Source organism: Pseudomonas sp. YuFO8 (genome assembly GCF_035065025.1).
Classification (GTDB): Bacteria; Pseudomonadota; Gammaproteobacteria; order Pseudomonadales; family Pseudomonadaceae; genus Aquipseudomonas; species Aquipseudomonas putida_AE.
In genome coordinates, this window is sequence record NZ_JAXDEQ010000001.1 from 284,781 (window position 1) to 296,682 (window position 11,902).

At 58.0% G+C, this 11,902-nt stretch carries 15 protein-coding genes; 13 read left to right on the forward strand and 2 right to left on the reverse strand.

Annotation, left to right across the window (positions count from 1 at the left end; genetic code table 11):
- Positions 1 to 218: 218 nt before the first annotated feature.
- The 4 genes from moaC (at position 219) to SOP95_RS01305 (ending at position 2,484) form a co-directional block, all read left to right on the forward strand.
- On the forward strand, positions 219 to 692 hold the full coding sequence (gene moaC / locus SOP95_RS01290; RefSeq protein ID WP_323605626.1) for a cyclic pyranopterin monophosphate synthase MoaC: 474 nt from the start codon (positions 219 to 221) through the stop codon (positions 690 to 692).
- Positions 689 to 931, forward strand: a complete 243-nt coding sequence (moaD, locus tag SOP95_RS01295; protein WP_046820459.1) for a molybdopterin converting factor subunit 1 — start codon at positions 689 to 691, stop codon at positions 929 to 931. Before moaC ends, moaD begins: the two co-directional genes overlap by 4 nt.
- A gap of 3 nt (positions 932 to 934) precedes the next feature.
- Positions 935 to 1,387: a molybdopterin synthase catalytic subunit MoaE gene (gene moaE, locus SOP95_RS01300; RefSeq protein ID WP_323605627.1), complete on the forward strand. Its 453-nt coding sequence runs from the start codon at positions 935 to 937 to the stop codon at positions 1,385 to 1,387.
- 320 nt (positions 1,388 to 1,707) lie between these two features.
- Positions 1,708 to 2,484 (forward strand): ABC transporter substrate-binding protein, encoded by a 777-nt coding sequence (locus SOP95_RS01305; protein WP_323605628.1) that lies wholly within the window; start codon positions 1,708 to 1,710, stop codon positions 2,482 to 2,484.
- Here the strand turns inward: SOP95_RS01305 and SOP95_RS01310 are convergent, their stop codons facing one another.
- On the reverse strand, positions 2,485 to 3,423 hold the full coding sequence (locus tag SOP95_RS01310) for a DMT family transporter (protein ID WP_323605629.1): 939 nt from the start codon (positions 3,421 to 3,423) through the stop codon (positions 2,485 to 2,487).
- A gap of 121 nt (positions 3,424 to 3,544) precedes the next feature.
- Between SOP95_RS01310 and SOP95_RS01315 the strand changes: the two genes are divergently transcribed.
- The 9 genes from SOP95_RS01315 (at position 3,545) to SOP95_RS01355 (ending at position 11,493) form a co-directional block, all read left to right on the forward strand.
- Positions 3,545 to 4,438 carry a LysR family transcriptional regulator gene (locus SOP95_RS01315; protein WP_323605631.1) on the forward strand — a complete coding sequence of 298 codons (894 nt, stop codon included), beginning with the start codon at positions 3,545 to 3,547 and terminating at the stop codon, positions 4,436 to 4,438.
- A 108-nt stretch (positions 4,439 to 4,546) separates the two neighbouring features.
- On the forward strand, positions 4,547 to 5,056 hold the full coding sequence (locus SOP95_RS01320) for a disulfide bond formation protein B (protein ID WP_274073914.1): 510 nt from the start codon (positions 4,547 to 4,549) through the stop codon (positions 5,054 to 5,056).
- 805 nt (positions 5,057 to 5,861) lie between these two features.
- Entirely contained in the window at positions 5,862 to 6,797 is a 936-nt protein-coding gene (gene cyoA / locus SOP95_RS01325; RefSeq protein WP_046820452.1) for a ubiquinol oxidase subunit II, read from the forward strand.
- Between the two features lie 3 nt (positions 6,798 to 6,800).
- The gene (cyoB, locus tag SOP95_RS01330; RefSeq protein WP_274073913.1) at positions 6,801 to 8,831 is read left to right on the forward strand and encodes a cytochrome o ubiquinol oxidase subunit I; all 2,031 of its coding nucleotides are present in this window, start codon (positions 6,801 to 6,803) and stop codon (positions 8,829 to 8,831) included.
- A gap of 3 nt (positions 8,832 to 8,834) precedes the next feature.
- Positions 8,835 to 9,458: a cytochrome o ubiquinol oxidase subunit III gene (locus SOP95_RS01335; protein WP_033038499.1), complete on the forward strand. Its 624-nt coding sequence runs from the start codon at positions 8,835 to 8,837 to the stop codon at positions 9,456 to 9,458.
- A complete protein-coding gene (gene cyoD / locus SOP95_RS01340) occupies positions 9,458 to 9,793 on the forward strand; it encodes a cytochrome o ubiquinol oxidase subunit IV (RefSeq protein WP_007916940.1) in 336 nt (111 codons plus the stop codon). Before SOP95_RS01335 ends, cyoD begins: the two co-directional genes overlap by 1 nt.
- 10 nt (positions 9,794 to 9,803) lie before the next feature.
- Positions 9,804 to 10,691 (forward strand): heme o synthase, encoded by an 888-nt coding sequence (cyoE, locus tag SOP95_RS01345; RefSeq protein WP_274073912.1) that lies wholly within the window; start codon positions 9,804 to 9,806, stop codon positions 10,689 to 10,691.
- Positions 10,692 to 10,837: 146 nt separating this feature from the next.
- A complete protein-coding gene (locus SOP95_RS01350) occupies positions 10,838 to 11,182 on the forward strand; it encodes a toxin (RefSeq protein WP_323605635.1) in 345 nt (114 codons plus the stop codon).
- Positions 11,179 to 11,493, forward strand: a complete 315-nt coding sequence (locus SOP95_RS01355) for a helix-turn-helix domain-containing protein (protein ID WP_008060552.1) — start codon at positions 11,179 to 11,181, stop codon at positions 11,491 to 11,493. Before SOP95_RS01350 ends, SOP95_RS01355 begins: the two co-directional genes overlap by 4 nt.
- Before the next feature lie 60 nt (positions 11,494 to 11,553).
- Here the strand turns inward: SOP95_RS01355 and SOP95_RS01360 are convergent, their stop codons facing one another.
- The gene (locus SOP95_RS01360; protein WP_323605637.1) at positions 11,554 to 11,832 is read right to left on the reverse strand and encodes a DUF3077 domain-containing protein; all 279 of its coding nucleotides are present in this window, start codon (positions 11,830 to 11,832) and stop codon (positions 11,554 to 11,556) included.
- Positions 11,833 to 11,902: the final 70 nt, after the last annotated feature.

Consider the following 11,902-nt stretch of genomic DNA (forward strand, 5'->3'; position numbering starts at 1 on the left):
CAAAACCGGGCGGCCCCAAAGCCGCCCGGTTTTTTATGGCCGACAAAAACCTTGTAGGAGCTGGCTTGCCAGCGAAGGGGGCCTTGAAGCTTGCATTGAATTCAAGGCCCTCATCGCTGGCAAGCCAGCTCCTACAGGAATGCGGCCATCCGATAATCTGGCGTGCGGAAATCTGACCCACAGGTTTACAATCGAAACTCCTGATCAGGAGTAACCCCGTGCTGACTCATCTCGATTCCCAAGGCCGCGCCAACATGGTCGACGTCACCGAAAAAGACGTGACCTTCCGTGAGGCCACGGCCCAGGCGCTGGTGCGCATGCTGCCCGAAACCTTGCAAATGATCGTCAGTGGCGGTCACCCCAAGGGCGACGTGTTCGCCGTGGCCCGCATTGCCGGCATCCAGGCGGCGAAAAAGACCAGCGACCTGATTCCGCTGTGCCATCCGTTGATGCTGACCGGGGTCAAGGTCGAACTCAGTGCCGAAGGCGAGGACAGCGTGCGCATCGTCGCGTGCTGCAAGTTGTCCGGGCAGACCGGTGTCGAGATGGAGGCCCTGACCGCCGCCAGCGTCGCCGCCCTGACCATCTATGACATGTGCAAGGCCGTGGATCGCGGCATGACCATCGAAAGCGTGCGCCTGCTGGAGAAGGTCGGCGGCAAGAGCGGGCATTTCCAGGCGGAGCAGCCATGAACGTCACCGTGAAATTTTTTGCCCGTTACCGCGAAGCGCTGGGCGTCGATGCGGTAAAGGTCGAGGGCGACTTCGCCACCGTCGACGACGTACGCGCATTGCTGGCCCAGCGCGACGGCGCCGAAGTCTTGAGCGAGCAGAACCTGATGTGCGCGCGCAACGAAGACCTGTGCCAGCTCGACGAACCGGTCAGCGATGGCGATGAAGTGGCGTTTTTCCCCACCGTGACCGGGGGCTGAGCCATGGCCATTCGCGTGCAATCGACCGCGTTCGACCCTGGTACCGAAGTCAACGCCATGCACGATGCCAATGTCGGCGTCGGCGCGGTGGTGAGTTTCGTCGGCTACGTTCGCGACTTCAATGACGGCCTGGATGTCGCCGGGATGTTCCTCGAACATTATCCGGGCATGACCGAAAAAGCCCTCGGCAAGATCGCCACCGAGGCCGAGCAGCGCTGGCCCTTGCTCAAGCTGGAAGTGCTGCATCGCATCGGGGCCCTGGAGCCCGGCGAGCCCATCGTCTTCGTCGGCGCCGCCAGCGCCCACCGCCAGGCGGCCTTCGACGCCTGCGCCTTTGTCATGGACTACCTGAAAACCCGCGCCCCGTTCTGGAAAAAGGAAAACACCAGCGATGGGCCGCGTTGGGTCGAGGGGCGCGATAGTGATCATGCGGCGGCGGATCGCTGGAAGCGGTAATTCCTGCGGCGTTTTTTAGTCAGTCTTCGCGAGCAAGCCCGCTCCCACAGTGATCTTCAGTGAACACAAACTCTGTGTACGACACAGACCCCTGTGGGAGCGGGCTTGCTCGCGAAGAGGCCATCCGCTTCACCCAAGAACCGCTTGATTGACCACCCGACCATCGGCCGGCACGCCACCCATTTACCCGATTGACGCCAAATACATAAAAGTCCAGTATGGAATTCCAAGTATAAAAACAGCTTCAAGCTCCGAGCTTCAAGCTTGGAACTGCTCTTCTTCGTCTTGCCAAACCAACAACAACCCGCGAGAGAACGAACATGAAGAAACTCCCCCTCATCACCGGTCTGGCCCTGAGCCTGTTGGCGTGCAGCACCCTGTTTGCCGCCGAGAAAACCCTGCGCATCGGTATCGAAGCGGCCTACCCACCATTCGCCTCCAAGACCGACAAAGGCGAGATCGCGGGCTTCGACTACGACATCGGCAATGCCCTGTGCGCGCAGATGAAGGTCAAGTGTGTGTGGGTCGAGGGCGAGTTCGACGGCCTGATTCCTTCCCTTAAGGTGAAGAAGATCGACATGGCCCTGTCGTCGATGACCATCAACGAAGACCGCAAGAAGTCGGTGGATTTCACCCACAAATATTACTTCACCTCGTCGCGCCTGGTCATGAAGGAAGGCGCGGTCGTAGATGACCAATACGCCAGCCTCAAGGGCAAGACCGTGGGCGTGCAACGGGCGACCACCACCGACCGCTACGCGACCGAAGTCTTCGAACCCATGGGCGTCAACGTCAAGCGCTACAGCAACAACGAAGAGATCTACATGGACCTGGCGGCGGGCCGCCTCGATGCCATCTTCGCCGACACCATTCCCCTCAACGACTTCCTGTCGATGCCCCGTGGCAAGGGCTACGCCTTTGTCGGCCCAGAGCTCAAGGACCCGAAATACGTGGGCGAGGGCGCCGGGATTGCGGTCCGCAAGGGCAACACCGAGCTGGTCTCGGAGCTGAACACCGCGATCGACGGCATACGCGCCAGCGGCGAGTACCAGAAGATTTCGCAGCAGTACTTCAAGTCTGATATCTACGGCGAGTGATCAATTGTTCTCGGGGCTTTCTCGCGAAGGCCCCACTGCATTGCAGCTTCTCGATGGCTGCAGATTGAGCGCCAGTACGCTCGCCAGCACGATGACCATCCCACTGATGACCATGATCGACGGGCGCTCAGCCAGAACCACCGAGGCCATCAGCATGGCCGTGGGCGGTATCAGGTAAAGCGAAATTGAAGCGCGACTCACGTTACTGTGAGTCAGTACGTAGGCCCAGGCGAGGTACGCAAGGGCACTGGGGAAAATACCCAGGATAAGCACCGCCAGGTTGGCCGACACCGAGGCGTTCTGCACTTCGCTCCACAAGCCCGGTGCATACACCAGTAATAATGTGGTGCCCGACCAGATGGTGTAACACACCATCGTCAGCCCGTCGTAGCGATGGGAATGGCGTTTTTGCAGGGCGAAATAGAGACTCCAGGACAAGGCCGCCAGCAGGATCAGCAAGCCGTGCGCATCCAGTTCTCCAAAGCCACGATCACCCGTCACCACCACCCCCGCACCGAGCAGGCCGCACAGCACACAGATCCACTGCCAGCTGTTGACCCGGTCCTTGAACACGAAATGCGCCAGTATCGTGCTGAACAGCGGCGTGGATTGCGCAAGCACACTGGCCGCGCCGGCGCTGACGCCTCGTTGGCCGAAGTTGAGGGCGATGTGGTGCAGGCTGACAGCAAAAAATCCCAGCAAAACCAACAGTGGCAGATCTTTCAGGCGAGGCAGGGAAATACCCTTTACTAACGCCACCCCGGCCATGAACGTCGAGGCGATGAGAAAGCGGATCAGCGCCAGATGACCCGGCTCGTAAGCCCCTAACCCGATGCGGATGCCAATGGGGGAGTAGGCCCAGCAGAGGATCACGAAAACCGTCGCCAGGGCGATTTTTACGCCAGGCCTTTCGGCGAGGCGGCGTAGAACAAAATCCATAAGGCTTCCTCTGTGTCCGGCGGAAAAAGGCGTAATGCAATGCCGACACTCGAATTATCAAAACCCTATGAATTCACTACAAGTGACTTAAACTGACTTAAGTATTCACTTTGGCTGAGCTATGGAACTGTCCCAACTGCGCATGTTCAACACGGTTCATCACCTGGGCAGCATCGCGCGCGCGGCCGAGGCGCTGCACTGTGTGCCGTCCAATATCACCGCGCGCCTCAAGTCCCTGGAGCGTGAACTCGGTACGCCGCTGTTTTCTCGCGACGGCCGAGGATTGCGAATCACCCCCGCCGGGGAGGTGTTTCTTGAGTACACGACGAAAATTCTTGGCCTAGCCGAAGAGGCGCGCAGGGCGTTGGCACCCGGCAGTGCGCCTAGCGGTCCTCTGCGCATTGGTGCCATCGAATCCAGTGCCACGGGGCGATTGCCCAGGTTACTGGCCAAGTACCACGAGCTTTATCCACAGGTGATGCTGGAGTTGAGCACCGGAACCTGGGCTCAATTACTCGACGACACCCAGCATCGTCGGCTGGATGGGGCGTTCGTGGCGGTCAACGTTGATCGCCCGGGACTGCAGCGGGAAGTGATGTACCGCGAAGACCTGATTCTCATCGCATCCGCCTCCCATGGGCCTTTGCGCAAGGCGGCGGACCTGCAGGGCAAGGCGATTTTCATGTGGCCCCCGGGTTGCCCGTACCGCTTCGCGCTGGAACAGTGGCTGTTGCGCCATGACCAGGTGCAGCCGATTGTCAGCATCGCCAGCTACGGCACCATCGTTGGCTGTGTCAGCGCTGGTGCCGGCGTCGCGCTGGTGCCCCGGGGAATCTACGAGCAGTATGGTCTTAGCGCAGGTTGCCAGGGCTATGAGTTCCCGGAACTGACGAGCATCGACAACCTCTTTTACTGGCACGAAAGCGCGGGCCGGCACCCGGCTCGCGAGGCCTTTGTGAAGTTGTTGCAGGCCGAGTTCGAGGGGCCGGGGTCGTCAGGGTTAATCCCGTCTTAACCGGCCTGTCGTCTATTTCCCCACAATCCGCCAGTGCGCTCCAGCCCTCTCAAAGGTCAAGGCCAGCGTGTAAACTGGCGGGCAATCGATAGTCAAAAGGGAAACACGATGAGCGAGGAAACGATGCGTCTGGGCCGTGAACGGCGCTACCTGGTGCTGTTGGGCATCATCTGCCTGGCGCTGATCGGCGGTGCGCTGTACATGCAGGTGGTGTTGGGCGAGGCGCCGTGCCCGTTGTGCATCCTGCAGCGTTATGCACTGTTGTTGATCGCGCTCTTCGCGTTCATCGGTGCGGCCATGCGCACCCGTCGCAGCATCACGGTGCTGGAAACCCTGGTGGTCATTTGTGCCCTGGCCGGCGTCGGGGTGGCGGGCCATCACGTCTATACGCAGTTCTATCCGGCCGTCAGTTGTGGCATCGATGTGCTGCAACCGATAGTCGATGGCTTGCCGCTGGCGAAGATCTTCCCGCTGGGCTTCCAGGTCGACGGTTTCTGCTCCACGCCGTACCCGCCGATCCTGGGCTTGTCCCTGGCGCAGTGGGCGCTGGTGGCCTTCGTGCTGGTGGTGGTACTGGTGCCGTTGTTGACGCTGCGCAATCGCAAGTCGCTGCGCTGATAGACCCGAAACGCCCCGGTCCTCGATGAGAGGGCCGGGGCGTTTTTGCATTTCCGGGGTCTGGTGAAAAGACCGTGACGAGCGGCAACGAGGGGTGCGACAAATGTGCGACATGTTGTCACATCGCGAGTGTCGCACGGCGCTTTCGAGGGTTGGATTGGTGTGGCGTCCTGCAATGAAATTGGCGTGTTTGAGCGTCGCCTGATATTTGCGGGGTCAATCGGGAACAGACAGTTTTAACAGGTTGTGGCGATTTGCCAGAGCCCTTGTCATACCGGGGCTAGGGCTGGGTTTGGCACCGTGTTCGAGCCTCTAAGGCTGTCTGAATCGAGGGTGGTAGCCCTACTATTTTTGGTGTTTTTGTTGAGAATCAATTTCGATAAGATGCGCCACTTTTACACAATTGAGTCAGGATTGTTGCGGTCAGGGATAAAAATTATTTCGGGATAAGACATGGTTTATAAAACGCTACATATCTACAATCGCCCGCACTGAATTCCCGGCACTGCTCACCCAGGCTCTGGTGCATGAGTGGCACGAGGGTGTCGAGAGGCCTTTTGGCCTCATGTGACGCCCAGGTGTCGGTGCCTCCAACTATCCGCACCAAATGGAATTGGGCTGTAACAAGGCCTTTGACCACGAATTCGAATAAGAACTCACCGCTGGCCCAGGATTTGTCGAAACGCCTCTGACGCTCGACGGGCAAGCCCTTATTCAATCCAAGAAAAATGCCAACCCTTGGCAGGGTGAAGTGTTGGCGATCAAAACCCAACTGCATTGCGCAAGCTGCTTTAGAGGTCGTGAGATGAGTAAAAACAGGTACCCCAGACTACTAGGCTTATTGCCGCTGCTCGGCACGTTGTTGCTGGGAGGCTGCAACATGACCTTGCTCAATCCCACGGGCCAGGTTGGCCTGGAACAGCGAAACCTGATCATCACCGCCACGCTGCTGATGCTGTTGGTCGTGGTGCCGGTCATCGTGATGACCTTCCTGTTCGCCTGGAAATACCGCGCGTCCAACACCAAGGCGACCTACACGCCTAAATGGAACCACTCCACCAAGATCGAGATCGCGGTGTGGACTGTTCCGGTGTTGATCATCATTGCCCTGGGTTACATCACCTACAAGTCGACCCACGAGCTGGACCCGTACCGTCCGATCGAATCCGACGTGAAGCCTGTGACCATCGAAGTGGTCGCGCTGGACTGGAAGTGGCTGTTCATCTACCCGGAACAAGGCATTGCCACGGTCAACAAGATCGTGTTCCCGGCGCACACGCCAATCAACTTCAAGATCACCTCCGACGCCGTGATGAACTCGTTCTTCATCCCGGGCCTGGGCGGCCAGATCTACGCGATGGCGGGCATGCAGACCAGAATGCACCTGATCGCCGACCGCAACGCTGAAATGGACGGCATCTCTGCCAACTACAGCGGTGCCGGTTTCACCGGTATGAAATTCAAAGCGATCGCAACTTCCCAGGAAGATTTCGACGCCTGGGTAAGTGAAGTCAAAAAGGCACCTAAACAGCTTGAACAAGCTGAATACGCAGCCCTTTCCAAGCAGAGCCAGAACAACCCAGTCGAGCTCTACTCCTCGGTGACGCCGAACCTGTTCCAGATCATCGTCGACAAGTACGAAGGCATGAAACCTGGTCCTAAGGTCAAGCACGAGAAGAAAGAGAAAGAAGTGGCCGCTACGGACATGAACTCGCATTCAGCTGCCGGGGCAGAGGAGTAAACGATGTTTGGTAAATTAAGTTGGGAAGCGGTGCCGTTCCACGAGCCGATCGTGATGGTGACCATCGCCATGATCGCGCTCGGTGGTCTGGCACTGTTCGCGGGTATCACTTATTTCAAGAAGTGGACCTATCTGTGGACCGAGTGGCTGACTTCGGTCGACCACAAGAAAATCGGCGTGATGTACATCATCGTCGCCATGGTCATGCTGCTGCGCGGCTTTGCCGACGCCATCATGATGCGTACCCAGCTGGCCATGGCCACCGAGGGTTCGCCTGGCTACCTGCCACCTGAACACTATGACCAGATCTTCACCGCCCACGGTGTGATCATGATCATCTTCATGGCGATGCCATTCTTCACCGGCCTGATGAACCTTGCAGTGCCGCTGCAGATCGGCGCGCGTGACGTTGCCTTCCCGTTCCTGAACTCCCTGAGCTTCTGGCTGCTGGTTTCCGGCGTGGTGCTGATCAACCTGTCCCTGGGCGTCGGCGAATTCGCCAAGACCGGTTGGGTTGCCTATCCGCCGCTGTCGGGCCTGCAGTACAGCCCTGGCGTGGGGATGGACTACTACATCTGGGCGCTACAGCTATCCGGGTTAGGTACGACGCTGACGGGGGTTAACTTCCTCGCCACCGTGCTGAAAATGCGTACCCCTGGCATGAAGCTGATGGACATGCCGATCTTCACCTGGACCTGCACCTGGGCAAACGTGCTGATCGTGGCTTCGTTCCCGATCCTGACCGCTACCCTGGCACTGCTGACCCTCGACCGTTACATGGATTTCCACATTTTCACCAATGAACTTGGTGGCAATCCAATGATGTACGTCAACCTGTTCTGGGCCTGGGGCCACCCTGAGGTTTACATCCTGATCCTGCCGGCATTCGGCATCTTCTCGGAAGTGATCTCGGCGTTCACCGGCAAGAAACTGTTCGGCCACCACTCGATGATCTACGCCTCGGGCGCGATCTCGGTACTGGGCTTCATGGTTTGGCTGCACCACTTCTTCACCATGGGTTCGGGTGCCAGCGTCAACGCCTTCTTCGGTCTGGCGACGATGCTGATTTCCATCCCGACGGGTGTGAAACTGTTCAACTGGCTGTTCACCATCTACCAGGGTCGTCTGCGTTTCACCAGCCAGGTGCTGTGGACCCTGGGCTTCATGGTGACCTTCGCCATCGGCGGCATGACCGGCGTACTGCTGGCCATCCCGGGTGCTGACTTCGTCCTGCACAACAGCCTGTTCGTGATCGCGCACTTCCACAACGTGATCATCGGCGGCGCGGTATTCGGCTACATCGCAGGTTTCGCGTTCTACTTCCCGAAAGCGTTCGGCTTCAAGCTGCACGAAGGCTGGGGTAAAGCAGCGTTCTGGTTCTGGATCTCGGGCTTCTTCGTCGCGTTCATGCCGCTCTATGCACTGGGTTTCATGGGCATGACCCGTCGTCTGAACGCCACCACCAACCCTGAGTGGGTGCCGTACCTGTACGTCGCCATGTTCGGTGCGGTGATGATCGCCTTCGGTATCGCCTGCCAACTGATCCAGCTGTACGTCAGTGTGCGTGACCGCAACAAGCCAGAGAACATGTGCGAACACGGTGACCCGTGGAATGCCCACACTCTGGAATGGTCGACCTCGTCGCCACCTCCGTTCTACAACTTTGCCGTGCTGCCCAAGGCTGACTGCATCGACCCGTTCACCGAAGCCAAGGAAAACGGCACCGCGTACAAGGCTCCGGCCAGGTACGAGCCGATCCACATGCCAAACAACACCGCTACCGGTGTGGTCATGGGCGCTCTGCTGACCGTGTTCGGTTTCGCGATGATCTGGCACATCTGGTGGCTGGCAATCGCGAGCCTGGTAGGCACTGTCGCCTACTTCGTGATCCACGCTGCACGTGACGACCAGGGCTATATGGTCCCGGTTGAAACGATCGAGCGCATCGAAGCCGAGCAGCACAAGCGTCTGGTAGCGGCAGGGAAAATCCCGGCCACCGCCACCCGTGTTGAAACCTCGTTGGAACAGGCTTAAACCATGTCGAACTTAGTGACCAATGTTGGACACGCCCATGGTGACCATGGGCACGATGACCACCACCACGACTCGGGCGAGATGACCGTATACGGTTTCTGGCTCTACCTGATGACCGACTGCATTCTGTTTGCGTCGATCTTCGCGGTATACGCGGTACTGGTTAACAACGTAGCGGGTGGCCCGTCGGGCCACGACATCTTCGAACTGCCATACGTACTGGGCGAAACAGCTCTGCTGCTGTTCAGTTCGATCACCTACGGCTTCGCCATGCTGGCGTTGTACAAGGGCAACAAGAAGGCGGTGCTGACCTGGCTGGGCATGACCTTCCTGTTGGGCGCAGGCTTTATCGCGATGGAGATCAACGAGTTCCACATCTTGATCTCCGAAGGCTACGGCCCTAGCCGTTCAGGCTTCCTGTCCGCGTTCTTTACCCTGGTCGGTACTCACGGTCTGCACGTGTCCGCCGGTTTGATCTGGATGGCGATCATGATGTATCAGGTGCAGAAAAAGGGCCTGACGTCGACCAACAAGACTCGCCTGAGTTGCCTGAGCCTGTTCTGGCACTTCCTGGACGTGGTCTGGATCTGCGTCTTCACCGTTGTCTACCTGATGGGGACCCTGTAATGGCTAATGCACACTCCCATGACAGCCATGATGCTGGCCACGGCAGCGTAAAGTCGTACGCCATCGGCTTCATCCTGTCGGTGATCCTGACCGTCATCCCGTTCGGTCTGGTGATGTACCCGAGCCTGCCGAAGGCCACCACGCTGGCAATCGTTCTGCTGTTCGCAGTGATCCAGGTGATCGTTCACCTGTATTACTTCCTGCACCTGGACCGTTCCATCGCTCAGCGTAACAACGTGATCGCTTTCGTCTTTACGGCCATCGTGATCGTGCTGCTGGTTGGCCTGTCGCTGTGGATCATGTTCAGCATCCACACGTACATGATGGCGAAGTGAGGTAGACCCGATGTCGCTCAAGCACTTTATCCAAATCACCAAACCGGGGATCATTTTCGGTAACGTGCTTTCTGTGGCAGGCGGGTTCTTCCTGGCCTCGAAAGGGCATGTCGATCTGGCCGTGTTTCTGGCAGCCATGATCGGCACTTCCCTGGTCGTCGCCTCCGGTTGCGTGTTCAACAACTGCATCGACCGCGACATCGACATCAAGATGGAACGCACCAAGAACCGGGTGCTGGTCCAGGGCCTCATCTCCCTGAAACTGGCTCTGATCTATGCGACCGTCCTGGGTGTTCTCGGCGTTGCGTTGTTGTACAAGGTGGCCAACCCGTTGGCCGCTTTGTTCGCCGTGATCGGCTTCGTGATCTACGTCGGCTTCTACAGCCTGTACCTCAAGCGCAAGTCGGTTCACGGCACGCTGGTGGGCAGTCTGTCGGGCGCCATGCCGCCGGTGATCGGCTATGTCGCAGTCAGCAACACCTTCGACATGGCCGCGCTGACCCTGCTGGTGATGTTCAGCCTGTGGCAGATGCCGCATTCCTACGCCATCGCGATCTTCCGCTTCAACGATTACTTGGCCGCATCGATTCCGGTGCTGCCAGTGAAGCGCGGCATCCAGGTGGCCAAGAAGCACATCCTGCTCTACATCCTGGCCTTCCTCGTGGCGACCTTGATGCTGACCTTCAGCGGCTACGCCGGCATGAGCTACCTCGCCGTGGCCGCGGCCATGGGCATGTACTGGTTGTACATGGCCTGGACCGGCTACAAGGCAGTGGATGACACGGTCTGGGCACGCAAGCTGTTCGTGTTCTCGATCTTCACCATTACCGCGTTGAGCGTGATGATGTCCCTGGACTTCAAAGTGCCGACCGAGCTGCTGCTGACGTACGCGCCTTAAGATTCAGAGCTGCACCGAAAAGCCCCGCCTTCGAGAGAAGAGCGGGGCTTTTTGTTGGATCTGGGAATAGGGATTCGAAAAGACGGTTCGTCAGGAAGATGATCCGCTGCTTGCCTGACTATAGGCAACTTGCCTATAGTTTGCGCATGCGAACCGTATTCTTCGAAACCACATCCTTCACAGCGACCGTTGGAAACTATCTGACGGACGATGAGTATCGAGCGCTGCAAACCCATATGCAGCTCTATCCGCAAGCGGGGGACGTGATGCCTCGAACAGGCGGTTTCCGGAAACTGCGTTGGGCGGATGGGCGTCGAGGTAAAGGCAAGCGAGGTGGCTTGCGGGTTATCTATTATTGGCTTATGAATGATGGTCAGTTCTGGATGTTTGCAATTTATGACAAAGATGAGCTTGAGAATTTGACTGCCGAGCAAGAGAAGGCGCTCAAGAAAGCCATAGAAGCAGAGTTGAAAAAACGAGGTACCCCATGAAAAAACGCGACCTGTTTGCAGAGTTGATGCAGGGCGTTGATGAGATGGCGGCTCAACGCGAAGGCAAGATTACGTTGCGCAATACGACGGTGGAGGATATTCCGGCCCCCGAGGTAGGGGCGCAAGAAATCGTCGCGTTACGGGAAAAGTTACACATGTCCCAGGCCGTTTTTGCCAAGCGGATTCGAACCAGCCCCAGTACTTTGAGAAACTGGGAACAGGAAAAGTCGAAGCCTAATGCACAGGCAGCCTTGTTGATCAGATTGGTGGAGAAATTCCCGGATATGGTTGATCGACTGGCAGTGGTTTGATCGAGCTTAGCGAACACTTGAAAAGCCCCGAGTTTCGAAAGAAACCCGGGGCTTTTTCATTTATGCGCGGTTGCTGCACGGTGCATCGAGCACTTTCACCACGTCATCGATGATTGCCTTGCTCATGTCCTGCAGAAAGTGCGAGGCCCAGGCATGTCGGTCGGAGTCGCGGACCATGGCGGCGTCTGAGGCAAGCAGTTTGGCGAGGTGGAGCAGGTCGGAGGCGTGGGAGAGGGCAGAGATGACCGGGACACCGGCGTTGATGCGAAACAGTGGTTCGTTGGCGTGATAGGAGAAGGGGGTGAGGCCGATGGTTTTCAGATCTTGGGGAATGGTCATTGGGCTTCACCTCCTGCTGGTTGGTAGGTGGTGAATGACGTTTGAAGCGGACAGACCAATAGCATTATGA